The following is a 15,509-nucleotide window of genomic DNA, read 5'->3' as shown; positions in this document are numbered from 1 at the left end:
AATGCTCGCCGGCGCACAACATCAGCCTCTCGGCGCCTGCGGGATAGCGCGGCGCGTGACGGCAATCGACTGTCGGAAGCGACCATCTTTCGCAAGCCATGCGACCGTCACACCCAGTCGGCTAGCTCCGCGACTTTGCGGATTCTGCATACGCTCGCCATAGCCTCGCTAGCCGAAAGTGGGGAGCAGGGGATCGTCAGCTTTGACGCGACCCACACCGCCACAGCCTTCCCTATGCTCATGAGGGGCTAAGGCCAAGCTAACAACTGAACGTCTGCAAGGATTGCAACGTGGGCTACTCGCAGGATGCATATCTCGATCTACCCCCCGCGGGCCTACGCCCGTACCGCGGCTTGAGGGTGGCGGTGTTGGCTCTAGCGGTTGCCGCCGTCTTGGCGGGCCACCCCGCGGTCGCCCAGCCGCCCATGCCCTACGCCGAGGGAGGCGAAGACGCCGCTGGCGAGCCGCTCGAAGACGACGCGGCGGACGCCGAGGCCGATGACCTCGACGCCCTGCTCGACATGGACCTCGGCGAGCTCTCGAGCGTGAAGGTGTCGACGCCGACGTTCACCGACCCGATGGTCGAGGGCATCTCGAAGACGTCGGAAAAGGTCTCCGAGTCGCCGGGCATCGTCGACGTCATCACCGCCGAAGAGATCGAGGCCTTCGGCGCCAAGAACCTCTACGAGGTGCTCGAGCGAGCTACCAGCGTCTACATGACGGGCACCTACATCCAGCGGCGCAACGTGGCTTCGATCCGCGGCAACCTGGTGAAGCCCGAAGACAACCACGTGCTGACCCTGATCAACGGTCGGCCGTTCCGCGACATCGTCAACGGCGGGTTCAGCCACACGCTCTACACCGCCTTCCCGCTGCACGCGATCGAGCGGGTGGAGGTCATGCGCGGACCCGGCTCGGTGCTCTACGGCACGAATGCCGTGACGGGCGTGATCAACATCGTCACCAAGCAGCCCGACAAGCCGACCGCGAAGGCCTCGACGCTGGGCGGCTCGGACGGCTGGCAATCGTACGGGCTGACCACGGGCGACGGGTCCGAGGACCGCAGCTTGCTGGTGAGCGGCGGCTACTTCCGCCAGGAGGGCTGGCCCTTCACCGCCACGCTCGAGGACGCCGTCGAAACGACCACGCCGTTTGGCGAGGACAACGTCGGCGTGTTCGGCTCGTACCGCGACGGCGGCTTCACGGCCAATTGCTACGTCGCCGAGCTGAGCCAGACGGTTTTCAGCATCCCCTTCGCTCCCGAGGCTTACTTCGACGCGACGCGCGTGTTCGCCGATTTCGGATACCTCCACGAGATCGACGAGAACCAAAACCTGCAATTGAACTTCACCTACAATTACACCGGCTACGAGTCGGAGACGCCGTCGGACTCGCTCAACCCGTTCTCGGCGCGCAGCACTCTGACAATCCCATCACACGCGTACCTCGCCGAAGCGACCTACCGGGCCCAGCTGACGGACGATCTCAAATTCCTGGTGGGCGGTTTCACCGACATCCATGAAGGCGACTTAAGATCCACCAACTCTACTCCCGTCCCGCACTTCACCGAAGTGTGGTACGGCGCCTACTTGCAACTCGAGTACCAGCCGACCGATTGGCTCAAGCTGATCGGCGGCATGCAGGGCAACATGCCGGGCGACATCCCCGCGGGGATCGTCCCGCGGGCCGGGGCGATCGTCACGCTGAGCGACACCCTCACCGCCAAGCTGCTCTACGGGCAGGCGTTCCGCTCGCCGTACCGATTCGAGCGGTACCTCAACGGCGCGCCGGTCATCGTTGGCAACCAAGACCTCGAGCCCGAGGTGATCCAAACGTTCGACGCGCAGCTCGCCTACGCCACCGACAACTACCGCCTCGCGGCGACCGTCTTCCACAGCGACTTTTTTGACGTGATCTCACGCGTGGGGTTCTTCCCGCAGACCTACGCCAACAGCGACCGGATCGAGTACAGCGGCTTGGAGTTGGAGAACGACTGGCAACTGAGCGACACCCTGCGCTGGACCTCGTCGCTGACCTACCAGGAGAACGAACGCGCCGGCGTCGAGAACACGACCACCGTGCCGAATTGGATGGCCAAATTCGGCATGTCCTACAACAACAAGTGCAGCGGGCTGAACGTGGGGCTGTTCGACACGTTCTTCGGCAACCAGACCGTCCCGGCCGGCGCGGCGGCGGTCAATGGCAACCCGGACGCCTACCACATGGTGAGCCTCAACACGACGCTCGACCTCGACCGCTACCTGGCCCTGCGCAGCGGGCGGTCGATCCGCCTGCAACTGCTCGTGCAGAACCTCTTCGACGAGGACATCTTTCACGTCGAATTCGACCGCAAGCAGATCAACACGATCCCCGCCCGCGCCGGCCGAACGGTCTATGGCGGCGTCACGGTCGACTACTGAGCGGCTGCGGCGGTTGGCGCCTTGCCACCGGCGGCGGGCACTATAGGGTAAAGAACCTCTGCTTTGCCCGCCGGAGCCCTTGCCATGCTGATCCTTCTCTCCCCCGCGAAGACGCTCGACTTTTCCCCGGCCGAAGACGCCCCCGAGGCGACCAAGCCGGCGTTGCACGCCGAGGCGAAGCGCCTCGCCGCGACCGCCAAAGAGCTCTCGCCCGCGCAGATCAAGAAGCTGATGGGCGTGAGCGACAACCTGGCCGGCGCCGCCCACGGTTACTTCGCCGACTGGCGGCAGAAGTGGGACGCCCGCGGCGCCAAGCAGGCGTTGCTCGCCTTTCGCGGCGACGTGTACCAAGGGCTCGACGCCGACACGCTTTCGGCCGACCAGTTGCGTCGCGCCCAAGACAGCCTGCGGATCCTCTCGGGCCTGTACGGCGTGCTGCGGCCGCTCGACCTGATCCAGCCCTACCGACTGGAGATGGGCCTCGGCCTCAAGAACGAGCGCGGCAAAAGCGTCTACGAGTTCTGGGGCGACCGCGTCACCAAGCGTCTGGCGGCCGACCTCGAGGCGGCCCCCGCGGGCGAGCCGCCGCTGGTGGTGAACCTCGCCTCGCAGGAGTACGCCGGCGTCGTCGATTTCAGCGCACTCGGCGAGTCCGGCGCCGAGGTCATCACACCGGCGTTCAAGGACCTGAGCAAGGGCAAGTACCGGGTGGTGAGTTTCTTCGCCAAGCGGGCCCGGGGGGCGATGGCCCGCCACCTGATCGAGCGCGGGGCGAAGGGCCCCTCCGCGATCAAGTCGTTTAAAACGGGCGGTTACCGCTACAACGCCGAGCTATCGACCGCGAGCAAGCCGGTCTTCACCCGCGACAAGCCGCCCGCCGCGAAGGCCGGCTGAGCGGTCCGCCGCACCGCGGTGTCCAAAATTTGACCATTTTGGAGGAGGCGATCAAACTTGGGAGAGCGTCGCCGCACGGGGATTGATTCAGCGGGGGCTTTGTTCTGGGTAGCGACCCGCCTTTTCCACTTTTCCCCGAGCCGTTCTCCATGCCGACCCGCTGCTTCATTTTCGCCTTAGCGGCGTTGTGCTGCGCGCTGATGGTGGGCGACGCCGCCGCCTGTGCTTTTTGTGGCCGAGCGGGCGACTGCTTGTTCGACTCCGCCGGCGCCGGGCAAGAAGAAGCGGGATCGGAAGCGGGAGACAACTACGCCGAGTTCCAGATATTCCGGCGTTGGACCTACACGGCGACAGACGGCGGATCGGCCGGCCCCACAGGATCACGCGGCGAGCCGGTCACCGTCACATGGCGAGTGATCGACGACGGCACGCCGATCACCGGCGTGCTGCCGGCCGACCCCGAACGCGAATTCGAGGGCGAGCAAGACTCGCCCAGCAACCTCGTCGCGATGCTCGATGGCGTGTTCGGCGCCTCGGCCACGGGCCAACAGGCCGACGCCCCGTGGTTCTCCTACATCGAGCGGTCGTTCGACCGTTGGGCGGCGGTCTCGGGGCTCACGTTCGTCCACGAGCTGGCCGACGGCGGAGCCGCGATCGACTCGACGAATGCCCCCTACGGCCGGCCCGGCAGGTACGCCGACGTCCGCATCGGCGGCCACTCGATCGACGGGTCGAGCGGCGCCAACACGCTCGCCTACAATTACTTCCCCGATCACTCGGACATGGTGGTCGACACCGACAACGTGGCGTTCTTTAGCAACGACTTCGGCGACTACCGGCGGCTGCGCAACACGCTCATGCACGAGATCGGCCACGGGCTCGGGCTGGGCCACGTGTCGGCCGCGGGCAGCGCGGCGCTGATGGAGCCGACCCTCGGCGTCACGTTCGACGGGCCGCAATACGACGACGTGCTCGCCGTGCAGCGTCTGTACGGCGACGCCTTCGAGAAGGACGGCGGCAACGACACGCCCGCCACGGCGGTCGACGCGGGCGAGTTCCAAAGGGGCGAGAGCTGGGCGATCGGGCTCGACGGCGACGTCTCGTTCGCAGCCGGGCAGCCCTTCTTCACCGCCGAGCACACCGACCTGGTGAGCGTGGACGACATCTCGGACCTCGACTACTACCACCTCCGGGTGCTCGAGCCGGTGCTGCTCACGGCGAACCTCAAGCCCGTGGGGCCGACCTACCAGGAGTCGGCCGTCGACGAGACGGCCGAGCCGTTCGACGCCTCAGAGCTCGGCGACCTGGAGCTCGCGCTGTACGAGGATTTGTCGTCGGCCATCGTCTCGGTCGCCGCCTCCGACACGGTCGGGCTGGGGCTCACCGAGCGTCTGCGGCGGATCGAGCTCGCCCCGGGGACCGACTACTACGTGCGTGTGCGGAGCCAGACCGCCAACGTCCAGATGTACCGCCTCGACCTGATGTTCCAGGCCGTGCCCGAGCCGGCCTCGGCCTGGCTGCTCGCCGCCGCCGTCGTTTGTGGCTTCAGGGGCAGCAGGGCGCAGCGCGCGCCGCTTGACGCTCGCCGGTCGGCTGTGCCATAACGCCGACAGGGCGGCGGAGTCGTCCGTCACACGATCCCCCGAGGCGCAAACCGTTTTGAGCGAGCCCCCCTCCCCCGCTGGCGCACGCCCCGCCGACGACCTCTCGCAGGACGACCTCGACCTGGCCCAGTACGAGTCGCGTTTGGCGCGGCCCGTGTCGCTCAAGGTCGCCGACCTGCAACGCGGCGAGCGGCTTCGGCATGTCATCTTTTCGGGGCAGTTCACCCCCGCGCTGCTCGAAGACTTGGCCGAAACGGCCGACACGATCCGCCAGCTCTCCAAGTCGGCCACGGGCCAGGCGTTCCTCACCGGCCTGTTGTCGCACAAGCGGGCGATGCTGTACTTCACGCAGCCCTCGACCCGCACCTTCCTGTCGTTCATGGCCGCTTGCCAGATCCTGGGGATCACCTGCAACGAGGTCCGCGACCCGCGCACCTCGAGCGAGACGAAGGGCGAGACGCGGTTCGACTCGATCCGCATGTTCTCGAGCTACTTCGACCTGATCATCATGCGTTCGCCGCTGGCCCGCTTGGCCGAGTCGTGCGCCTACCTGATGAACGACCTGGAGCGTAGCGACCAGCGGAGCGTGCCGATCATCAACGCCGGCTCGGGGGCCGACGAGCACCCGACCCAAGCGCTCTTGGACATCTACACGTTGCAGCGGACGTTCAACTTCGAGAACCCGCACGACTCGCCGGTCGAGAAGCTCGAAGAGCTCCAGACGGCGCACGGCTACGCCGACCTGCGGCGCGGCCTGGCGAACAAGTGCTACGCCTTCTGCGGCGACATCGGTCGCGGCCGCACGGTCCGCTCGTTGGCGATGCTGCTGGGGGCGTACGAAGGGGTGCGGCTGGTGTTCGTCTCGCCCGACCACCCCACGCTCAGGATGCGCGACGACCTCAGGCGGCGTCTCCGCGACCGCGGCGTCAAGTTCCACGAGGTCGACTCGCTCGAGGCCGAGGTCGACGGCCAGCCGGTCATCGAACGCCTCGACGCCCTCTACATGACCCGCGTGCAGCAGGAACACAACAACCCGGAAGACGCCGAGGCGTTCGCCAAGATCGACTTCTCGCGCTACAAACTCACCCCCGCACTGGTCACCAGGATGCGGGCCTACGCACCGATCCTGCACCCGTTCCCCCGCGACCAGCACTTCGGCGAGATCCCGCCCGAGATCGACCGCGACCCGCGGGCGATGTACTTCCGCCAGGCGCGGAACGGCATGTGGGTGCGGGCGGCGCTGCTCGCGCACCTGCTCGACGTCGACAGCCAGATCCGCCGCCAGGGCCTCCGCGAGTTCAGCGAACGCCACGAGTACAGCAGCTAAGCGTAGGGGCTAGGATTTAGGGGCTAGGATTTAGGGGCTAGGGGCTAGTGAAGGCGCGGCCCTCAACATGAACGCATCGATCATAACTCTAGTCCCTAGCCCCCAACTCCTAGCCCCTTGTTCCTGATCGACGGCTACAACCTGCTGCACGCCACCGACCTTTTTGGCGTGGGTGAATTGGAGGGGACGCTGCGCGGGTCGCGCGAGGCGCTCGTCGAATTCTTGGTCGACCGGCTCACGGCCAAGGAGCGGCGGGCGACCACGGTCGTGTTCGACTCGTCGCAGGCGCCCCCCGGGCTGCCCGATCTGTACGACGAGCGCGGCCTGACGGTCCGCTTCTCGCGCGGCTACCCCGACGCCGACACGCTGCTGGAGGAGATGATCGACGCCGCCCCCGACCGGCGCAATCTCACCGTGGTCTCCGGCGACCGCCGCGTGCAACGCGCCGCCCGCGGCCGCGGCGCCAAGCCGATCGACAGCGGCCCGTGGTTCGCCGAGATGTCGCGCCGCGAGTCCTCGCCCGAGGCCGACCGGGTGACCAAGCCCACCGGGCCGGTCGAAGACGCCGACCACTGGGTCGGCGAGTTCAGCAGCCCGGCGCTCGACGAGGAGATCCGGCGCCAGGAGCAAGAGCTCAAGAAGCCGCCCCGGCCGCGCGCCAGCGCCGCGCCACAGGAAAAACGCTCGAAGAATCGTCGCCGCAAACCGTCGAGCAAGCCGAAGCAGGAGTTCGGCGAGGGGATCTTCGACCCCTTCCCGCCCGGCTACGCCGAAGACCTGTTGCGCGACGAGAACGATCCGCCCGAGTGAATCTCGGGCCTCATTAGATCGCACTACCGCTAGCCGTAGCGTTGTTTTCGCCATATCGACGTCGAATCGCACCGCCACACACGCTACGCATCCGTGCGATTCGCACTGGCCCGCGCGCGATCTTGCTCGTCAGCCGCGTTGCGCGGGTGGGTTTGGCGCGATTGTGCGGCCCCCCTCTTCGGGTCTCGACTCGGTGCGGGCCGCAGGGATCACAAGATAGAACCTCGTAAGGAGCTTGCCGGCCGCCTGCTACGCGATCGAGCGGAGGCCGCGACCACACGCGGTTACCACCAACGGGCCGCCAGGGGCGACCGGCGTTGGTTTCGTGACCTAAGCTTTTAACCCACCCCTGATCGGCCCGCGACTCCTCGGGCCCGACCCACCGAGCGTCGTCGCACGCCCCCCTTCTGAGGTACCAAGGTGCTAGCAACCGACTTGCTGGATGATTTCATCGACGAGGCGAACGAGCAACTCAGCGACGTCGATAATCAGTTCTTGCACATCGAGCAAACGGCGCCCGACGTCGATGTCGACCTGGTGAACGACTTGTTCCGCTCGTTCCACTCGATCAAAGGCGCGGCCGGCTTCATGGGGTTCGACACGGTCAACGACCTGTCGAGCAACCTAGAGACCGTGCTGATCGAAATGCGCAACGGCGAGATCACGCCGTCGGCGCCCATCGTCGACACGATGATCAAGGCGACCGACAAGCTCAAGGGCTTGATCGACAACCTGGCGATCTCGAACAGCATCGACGTGAGCGACCAAATCAACCAGCTCGCCGCCATCTCGGCGGGCCGCGCTGCGGCGCCCCAAGGCGTGGCGACGGCTTAGCGCGTCACGGGTGATCAGCCCGCCGGCGGTTCGAGCGACTCGACCCAGGCGACCGCCTCGAGCGCAAGCCGCTCGCGCCGCTTGAAGCGATCCGCTTTGCGCTTGGCGACGCCCTTGAGCGTGTCGCGTCGGCGCCAGAGCGATCCGAGCAGCATGCCGGCCCGGCGCGGCCCCGACGACTCGGCCCAGCTCGATTCCCAAGCGGCCGCCGCCGAATCACCTTCTGGTGGAGCATCGCCGGCGAGCGTCACCTCAGGCGCCACGCCCAGCCGTTCGCAAAGCCGACGCGCGGCGCGAGGCCAATCGTCGCTGGCAAGACCCGCCATCGCCAGAGCGTGCGGGCGGTGGGTGGTGAGCACCGCGCCGATGGCGTTCTCCCACGCCCCTTCGTCCAAGGCGTTGGTCTCGCTCAGAGTGAACGCGACTACGCTCCGCCCGGCGATCGAGCCGGTGCGTGTCGTCAAGCCAGCGCCCTGGCGGCGGCTGCCGCCACGCAAGCGATCGGCAAAGCAGGCGAGGCTAGCCTCGCTGTCGAACCAGAGGGCGGCGTCGCAGCGGTTTTTGAGTTCTTGGGCCACCCGGGCAGCCTAAGCCTCGTTCGCGCCGCGGTCTACGGCCGGGTGGGCGGATTGAAGCCGAATGACGCCGATCAGTCGCGGTTCACGAGCCGCAACGCCGGACCCGTTTCCTGCGTCCCCGCCGACGGCAGCCAAGCGGAGAGCGCCAGCAGCGCCGCGGCTGTTTCGGCCAAGGTCGAGCGGGCGCCGGGAGCACGGCCCCAGCCGCCATCGGCCATTTGCACAGCGACGAGGCGGGCGGCCTCTTCGTTGCCGATCGCGGCCCGTTCGAGTGCGAGGGGATCGCGGCCCTTGCACCACGATTCGGCGCAACGGCGCCGCTGCGGGGCCGAGACCCCGCCGCAACCGCGACTCGTCTGTGAGACAACACGGAGCACGGGCGGCAGCGGCGAGTCTGCCTGGCGGCAACCGCTCGGCCGGCTCGCGGCCATTGCCCGGCTGACCAGAGCCCGGCTCGCCAGCACCGACTCGTCGGCCGAACCCGTGGAGTGGGAGGACGCGTCTCGCTGAGCGCTGAGGGCGTGGCGGCCGCGGGCGATCGCCATGCGGGCGGCGCGGGCCAAGCCGCTCGGATCGTGCGTCGTGTCGTTCGCGAAGGGCGAATCGGCGAGGCGACGCGGGTTAGGCGCCGGTAGATCAGAGCCCGTGAACAAACGCAGCCGTGGCGAAGCGAGCATCCATGCTCTCCCGTCAGGGGTCGTGGGGCGGCGTCGTCCATGACGGCCGCGTCGGGCGTTTTCTACCCAACGGGAATCAAGCTAACCCGCGTGTGCGAGAACACCAACCCCGCCGACAAGAAAAATGACGAGGAACATCGCGGCTCGCCAGCGTTGCTGGCGACACCGAGTTGCTGGCGACGCTGCGTTGCTGGCGACACTGTTCAGTCACCGATCGGCAGCACGATGCTGAACTCGGCGCCCGCACGGCGGTCGTCGGCCACGCGCACCTCGCCGCCGTGGTCGGTCACCAAACGCCAGCACTTCGAGAGCCCGAAGCCCAAGCCGCGGCCCGCCTCGCGGCCGCTGAAGAACGGGTCGAAGATGTGCTCCCGGAGCTCCGCGGGCACCCCCGGGCCGTTGTCGCTGACCGAGAGCACGCCCCGGCCGCCCGACCGGCAGGCGCTGACGACGATCTCGCCCCCCACGCCGACCGCGTCGATGGCGTTGTCGACCAGCGCCCTGAGCGCCACGGCCATCTGCACCGGGTCGGCCTCGCACCACACGGGGGTCGAAGCTCCCGGCGTCGTGATCCTCAGCTCCCGCAGCTCGGCCACGGGCAGGTACTCCTCCACGACCCGCGCGGCGAGTTCCGCCAGGTCAATCCGCTGCGGGGCGAGCCGCGGCGGTCGGGCGAACAGCATCAGGTCGGAGATCATCTCGTGCGCCCGCATCGCCTGGCGGTGGATCGCGGCGAGCATCTTGCGGCGGCGCTCGTCGGTCTCGTCGCGAAGCATCGACTGGGCCCGCATCGCGATGTTGGCCAGCGGGTTGTTGATCTCGTGGCTGGCGCCGTAAGCGAGCTCCTTCATCGCTTCGAGCTTGGCCCGCTCGAGCTCGCGGGCGAACCGCTCGCGCACGCCTTGGGCGCCACCGGCCGGAGGCGCGGTGAGCCGACGCGACGGCGCCCGCTGCGAGGCGATGCCGACCGGGCGCAGCCGCGTGGCGAGGCGGCTCGGCGTGCGGTGGGGGCGGGGCTGGTGCATCACACGGCCGAGAAAAGAAAGTTGCTAGACGCTAGTTGCTAGGCGCTAGTTGTGGTGGTTTGGCCCCAGGCGGGCGTCTCGATCGCAAAAGCGTTCAACGCAGAAAACTAGCGCCTCGTAACTCACACCAGGGCAGTACCAAAAATGGGAGGCGCCTCTCGACGCCGATCACAGTGCGCCCGCCGGATCGGCTGGCGGGGCGTAATCGGCGTCGGGAGACGCCTCCCACAACGGTGTGTTGTCGCGAGGGCGAACGCTGGCGGCTTAGCTGGTCGGAGCGGGCTCCATCTCCAGCAGCTCGCAGACCCGCTGGCTGAGCACGTCGATGTCGAACGGCTTCTTGAGGAAGTCATTCGCTCCGGCGTCGCGGAGCTTCTGGATCCGCTCCTCCTCGACCATGCCCGAGATGCAGACGATCCGCACCGAATCCATCGACTTGTCGCTGCGCACCAACTGGCAGACTTCCATGCCGTTGATGTCCGGCAGCATGATGTCGAGAACCACCAGGTCGGGGCGGAACTCCTTGATCAGCATGCCGGCGCCGAAGCCGTTGTTCACGCTGCGGACCTCGAACCGGCCGTCGCGCTCGAACTGGTCGACCATCAGGTCGACCAAGTCCTGGTCGTCGTCCACCACAAGCAGCTTGCGCTGCCCGCTGTCGAGGGCGTCGGTCGGGATGCCGTTGTCCCGCATGAAGCTGTAGAGCTGCTCGCGGGGGATGCGGCGGAAGCGGCTGCCGGGGACCCGGAAGCCCTTGAGTTGACCCGAATCGAAGCAGCGGATAATCGTTTGCTGGCTCACCTTGCAAATCTTTGCGGCTTCGCCAGTCGTGAAGACAGTTTTCATAGACTCGACCACCTCTCTCCTTAGTTGATGGCGTGGGCCCCGGAGGGCGCGCGCCTCGTGGGCGACAAGCTCCTCCGCAGCCAAGCTCGATGCGCTTCGCCAATTGCCGGCGGGCGTCCGGCGGCCCCATCGTGAGAGCCGCTCCGCAAAGGACGCAGCCCTTCCGGACTCTGCAATCGACAGCTTTATCCACGACAACCGAGGTTGCCCGGATTGCCAGGCGCCCGCGAATTATAGCGGGCTGCGGGGGTGAGTCAATATCGGTATTCTAGCCGCAAACCCAAACACCATTGACACTTACGACAACACCCACTTATTGAATGCGAAAACAGTGAGGCGGGGCAACTTGGCCGTGTGGGGTCTCACACAGCGGCGCCAGCCTTGTCCAAGAGCGTGGCGACAGGCGCGCGTCACGCCTTCAGGTGCGCCATCAACAGCGCGATGTCGGCCGGCGTCAGCCCGCTGATGCGGCTCGCTTGGTCGAGGTTGCGCGGGCGGATGCGGGAGAGTTTCTCTTGCGCTTCGCGACGCAGTTGGCCGAGCGCCGCGTAGTCGAAGTGCTCCGGGATCCGTTTCTCGGCGAGCCGCCGCTGGCGGTCGACGTCGGTCTGCTGGCGCGCGATGTAGCCGGCGTACTTCGTGTCGTGCACGACTTGCATGACGGCCTCGGCGCCGCACGACGCTAGCTCGGACGCCCGCAACACGAGATCGTCCCAGCCCATCTCGGGCCGCCGCAACCACTCGGTGAGCGAACGCCCCTCGCTGCGGAGCGAGTCGATCAGCCCCGCCACACGCACCACCTCGGCGCTCTTGGCCTCGAACCGCGCGGCGCGCTCGCCACGCACCAGGCCGAGCCGCATCGCGACGGGCGTCAGCCGGCGGTCGGCGTTGTCGTGCCTCAGCAAGAGCCGGTACTCGGCCCGGCTGGTGAACATGCGGTACGGCTCGTCGACGCCGCGCGTCACGAGGTCGTCGATCAGCACGCCGATGTAAGCTTCTTCGCGTCCCAAGACGAGCGGCTCGCGGTCGGCGACCTTCAGCGCGGCGTTGGCGCCGGCCACCAAGCCCTGGGCGGCCGCCTCCTCGTAGCCGGTCGTGCCGTTGATCTGCCCGGCCAGAAACAAGCCGGCCGCCGCCTTGGTCTCGAGCGCGGGGGTCAGCTGGTCGGGCGGGGCGTAGTCGTACTCCACCGCGTAGCCGTAGCGCAAGATCTCGGCCCGCTCGCAGCCTCGGATCAACCGGAACATCGCGTCTTGCACGTCGCGCGGCAGGCTGGTCGACACGCCGTTGACGTACACCTCAAGCGTGTTGCGTCCCTCGGGCTCCAGGAACAGCTGGTGCTGCGCCTTCTCGGCGAAGCGGACCACCTTGTCCTCGATGCTGGGGCAGTAGCGCGGCCCGCTCGAATCGATCTGCCCGCTGTACATCGGCGCCCGCTCGAGGTTCGCCCGGATGAGGTCGTGGACCGCCTCGTTCGTGTAAGTGATGTGGCAGGGGATCTGCTCGGCGTCGAGCGAGTCGGTCATGAACGAGAACGGCGTCGGGGCGTCGTCGCCCGGCTGCTCCTCGCACTGCGAGTAATCGATCGTCCGGCCGTTGAGCCGCGGCGGGGTGCCGGTCTTGAAGCGACGCAGCTCGATGCCCAGCTCGGCGAGCGCCGCGCTGAGCCCGCTGCTGGTCCCCTCGCCCGCCCTGCCGCCCGGCGTCTTTGCCTCGCCGGTGTGCATGAGCGCCTGCAGGAAGGTGCCGGTCGTTAGCACCACGGCCTTGGCGCGGTAGATGGCGTCGCCACGCACCCGTACGCCGGTAACCGCGTGACGCGCGGAGCCTTGCCCGTCGCGTTCAACTACCAAGCCCTCCACAGCCTCTTGCCGCAGGCTCAGGTTCTCCTGCTCTTCGACAACCCGTTTGATCTCCGCCTGGTAAGCGCGTTTGTCGGCTTGGGCCCGCGGGCCGTGCATCGCCGGGCCTTTGCGGCGGTTGAGCATGCGGAACTGGATGCCCGTGGCGTCGATCGCCCGCCCCATGGCGCCCCCCAGGGCGTCGACCTCGCGGACGATCTGCCCCTTGCCCACGCCGCCGATCGCCGGGTTGCAGCTCATCTGCCCCACCGTGTCGAGGTTGGCCGTGAGCAGCGCCGTCTTCGCCCCCATCCGCGCGGCGGCCAACGCCGCCTCGGTCCCGGCGTGCCCGGCGCCGACCACCACCACGTCGTAGTCGTAAAAAGAGGGCATAGAGAGAGGGGATAGGGGCTAGGAATAAGGGGCTAGGGTCGAGCGAACCCTTCGATTCTAGCCGACGAGCCACGCCTCGTCGGGGGCCCCGCCGAGAGTCTTCTATTCTTGCCGCCAGGAATCTTGCCCACCGCCTGAAAGAGACGATAAGCTCCCCCATGTCGCCAACCAAGAAACGCTGCCCGTGGGCCGAGACCACCGACCTCGACCGCCTGTACCACGACGAAGAATGGGGCGTCCCCGAGCGCGACGACAACCGCCTGTTCGAGAAGATCACGCTCGAGGGCGCCCAGGCGGGCCTCAGTTGGAGCACGATCCTGAAGAAGCGCGAGGGCTACCGCAACGCCTTCGCCCGGTTCGACCCCGCCAAGGTCGCCCGCTTCACCGAGAAGCGGGTCGAGCGGCTCGTGCTCGACCCGTCGATCGTCCGCCACCGCGGCAAGATCGAGTCGACCATCTCCAACGCCCGCGCAGTGCTGGAGCTCGACGAGCCGCTCTCCGAATTCCTGTGGGGCTTTGTCGACGGCGAGACCATCACCAACCGCTGGCGCCGCCTGGAAGACGTGCCGAGCGAAACGCCCCTCTCCAAGGCGATGAGCAAGGAGCTCAAACGCCGCGGCTTCCGCTTCGTGGGGCCGACGACCTGCTACGCCCTGATGCAGGCGGCCGGCATGGTGAACGACCACCTCGTGAGCTGCCCGCGACACGCCGCGGTGTGACGCAAGTGTGCTATTGGGCTTGCCCATAGAGTGGCGCGTATGACAGCGCCGCTGGCCCAAGATGCTGCGCTATCCGGTTTGGAAGCCGTCAGGGTGATGGACGCGGATGGGAGTTCGTCTTCTCGCTGCGCGACTCGACCGCTGAAAGCGGCCGTGCCCCCGCCGCGTCCCTGTCCCGAAAGAGCTACGAGCAGATCGGTATCGCCCGCAAATCCGATGTCGGTCAACCCGCTTCCATGGCGAAGGTTCAGGTTTGACCGGTGCAGCGTCGATGCGCCGATACGTGGCTCACAAATGTCCTGCGATGTCCGCCATGCAATTCTTGGGTAACGTCTAGGATCACCGAGCCCGGACAATAATCATTGCTTCAAAAACACGCTCGCAAGCCGGGCTTCGCGTGCATCCGTTTGTTATTCCACGATGTTGGATTTATCGGACAAGTGCGTCAAATCTCGCTTGTAGAAGGTCGAACCCCATGTAGCTGCCCGGTTCATTTTTTCGTGCATCCACCATCGACGAAATGTCATCATCATCCAAATAGATAATATAGCCTCGTTGATCCTGAGCAGTATCCCGGCAGCGTTCGGCAAACAACTCTTTGTTCTCAATCTGTCGACAAACCAAAATGCCGAATTGGCCGCGTTGGGGCGAAAACCGCCCACCGAGTTGATCGAGTTCAGGATTCGCGGGGTCGCCAGAATAGTTTTTGCATTCAACATAGATGTATGGTGCTGAATAGTTCTGTGCCAACCACAAGAAAAACCCCAATGTCGCGACATTCGTATATGTGATGTCGATTCGTTTTCGGCCGTCGTGAATATGAGTCTGTGGTTCGGGATTCGCCAGCGCAGGATACATCAATGCGGCCAGCAGAGATTCGATTGCCCGTTCGTAATTGTTCGCGTTGTCGCGCCCAGCGGGCAATGAAACAACGTCCGTTAGCAATTGGTCCCAATCAGGGTCATCAGTTCCAGATTCCAATGCAAATCGCTCGTGATCAAGTGGAGGTCGAACTCTGTCACGTTTTGCATTCCTGTATCTGGTGAGGATCGCAGGATCATTCTTTGTCTCTTGAAGGTTGATTCTCTTGCCGGTCCCGTATTTTTCCTTCAGTGATTTTTTGGTGACTCTTTTCGATCCATTTTTTAATGTCTTAACGAGTTCTGAATTTGCCGACAATTCAATTTCACGAAGGTGTTCTAGAATATAGTGTTGGTAGTATTCGTCAGCGTCGTAATCCAGTTTGCGTCTAACAATTGATTTGGGAACGAGCAGCAATTTTCCGCTTGGAACTACGGGCAGTTCAACATATTCAGAAAACCAACTGTTGTTTTCGGGGTCCCACATTGGCCCCGAATCTACATCAGGCGAAAGAGGAATTCCGTACCAGCGACATGCTTTCTGTGTGTAACGAATAAGAGCTTGTCCAATAAGGGCGATATCATAGCCGCTTGACCATGAGGTGGATCATCGCAATCTGGACGAAGGCGGTGTCGCTCTCGACGGTCCGTTCGAAGCTTTTGGCGAGGCGGCGTGATCGG

The 15,509-nt window shown here is 65.9% G+C and carries 13 protein-coding genes; 7 read left to right on the top strand and 6 right to left on the bottom strand.

Annotated elements, in window-relative coordinates; translation table 11 throughout:
- Window positions 1–425: 425 nt before the first annotated feature.
- The 6 genes from Mal64_RS16335 (at window position 426) to Mal64_RS16310 (ending at window position 7,889) form a co-directional block, all read left to right on the top strand.
- Complete coding sequence (locus Mal64_RS16335; RefSeq protein WP_146402256.1) at window positions 426–2,420, top strand: TonB-dependent receptor plug domain-containing protein; 1,995 nt, start codon at window positions 426–428, stop codon at window positions 2,418–2,420.
- Between the two features lie 84 nt (window positions 2,421–2,504).
- Complete coding sequence (gene yaaA, locus Mal64_RS16330; protein ID WP_146402254.1) at window positions 2,505–3,314, top strand: peroxide stress protein YaaA; 810 nt, start codon at window positions 2,505–2,507, stop codon at window positions 3,312–3,314.
- A 149-nt stretch (window positions 3,315–3,463) separates the two neighbouring features.
- On the top strand, window positions 3,464–4,918 hold the full coding sequence (locus Mal64_RS16325; RefSeq protein ID WP_146402252.1) for a matrixin family metalloprotease: 1,455 nt from the start codon (window positions 3,464–3,466) through the stop codon (window positions 4,916–4,918).
- A 55-nt stretch (window positions 4,919–4,973) separates the two neighbouring features.
- Window positions 4,974–6,245 (top strand): aspartate/ornithine carbamoyltransferase family protein, encoded by a 1,272-nt coding sequence (locus tag Mal64_RS16320; RefSeq protein ID WP_197525833.1) that lies wholly within the window; start codon window positions 4,974–4,976, stop codon window positions 6,243–6,245.
- A 117-nt stretch (window positions 6,246–6,362) separates the two neighbouring features.
- A complete protein-coding gene (locus tag Mal64_RS16315) occupies window positions 6,363–7,055 on the top strand; it encodes an NYN domain-containing protein (RefSeq protein WP_146402250.1) in 693 nt (230 codons plus the stop codon).
- A gap of 420 nt (window positions 7,056–7,475) precedes the next feature.
- Window positions 7,476–7,889 carry an Hpt domain-containing protein gene (locus Mal64_RS16310; protein WP_146402248.1) on the top strand — a complete coding sequence of 138 codons (414 nt, stop codon included), beginning with the start codon at window positions 7,476–7,478 and terminating at the stop codon, window positions 7,887–7,889.
- Window positions 7,890–7,903: 14 nt separating this feature from the next.
- Here Mal64_RS16310 and Mal64_RS16305 read toward each other — a convergent pair whose 3' ends face one another.
- From Mal64_RS16305 to mnmG, 5 genes are all read right to left on the bottom strand, one after another.
- Complete coding sequence (locus tag Mal64_RS16305) at window positions 7,904–8,467, bottom strand: hypothetical protein (RefSeq protein WP_146402246.1); 564 nt, start codon at window positions 8,465–8,467, stop codon at window positions 7,904–7,906.
- Between the two features lie 71 nt (window positions 8,468–8,538).
- Window positions 8,539–9,144: a hypothetical protein gene (locus Mal64_RS16300; protein WP_146402244.1), complete on the bottom strand. Its 606-nt coding sequence runs from the start codon at window positions 9,142–9,144 to the stop codon at window positions 8,539–8,541.
- Between the two features lie 203 nt (window positions 9,145–9,347).
- Entirely contained in the window at window positions 9,348–10,169 is an 822-nt protein-coding gene (locus Mal64_RS16295; protein ID WP_146402242.1) for a sensor histidine kinase, read from the bottom strand.
- Window positions 10,170–10,433: 264 nt separating this feature from the next.
- Window positions 10,434–11,015, bottom strand: coding sequence for a response regulator (locus tag Mal64_RS16290; protein WP_197525832.1), 582 nt, complete (start codon window positions 11,013–11,015; stop codon window positions 10,434–10,436).
- A 410-nt stretch (window positions 11,016–11,425) separates the two neighbouring features.
- Window positions 11,426–13,249 (bottom strand): tRNA uridine-5-carboxymethylaminomethyl(34) synthesis enzyme MnmG, encoded by a 1,824-nt coding sequence (gene mnmG / locus Mal64_RS16285; RefSeq protein WP_146402238.1) that lies wholly within the window; start codon window positions 13,247–13,249, stop codon window positions 11,426–11,428.
- 158 nt (window positions 13,250–13,407) lie between these two features.
- Here mnmG and Mal64_RS16280 point away from each other — a divergent pair, with 158 nt between their 5' ends.
- Window positions 13,408–13,968 (top strand): DNA-3-methyladenine glycosylase I, encoded by a 561-nt coding sequence (locus tag Mal64_RS16280; RefSeq protein ID WP_146402236.1) that lies wholly within the window; start codon window positions 13,408–13,410, stop codon window positions 13,966–13,968.
- A gap of 429 nt (window positions 13,969–14,397) precedes the next feature.
- Here the strand turns inward: Mal64_RS16280 and Mal64_RS16275 are convergent, their stop codons facing one another.
- A complete protein-coding gene (locus Mal64_RS16275; RefSeq protein WP_146402234.1) occupies window positions 14,398–15,315 on the bottom strand; it encodes a hypothetical protein in 918 nt (305 codons plus the stop codon).
- Between the last annotated feature and the right edge of the window lie 194 nt (window positions 15,316–15,509).

It is taken from the genome of Pseudobythopirellula maris, assembly GCF_007859945.1.
GTDB classification, from domain to species: Bacteria; Planctomycetota; Planctomycetia; order Pirellulales; family Lacipirellulaceae; genus Pseudobythopirellula; species Pseudobythopirellula maris.
Note: the sequence above shows the minus strand (reverse complement) of the source record. Positions and strands in the feature narration are given on the sequence as shown.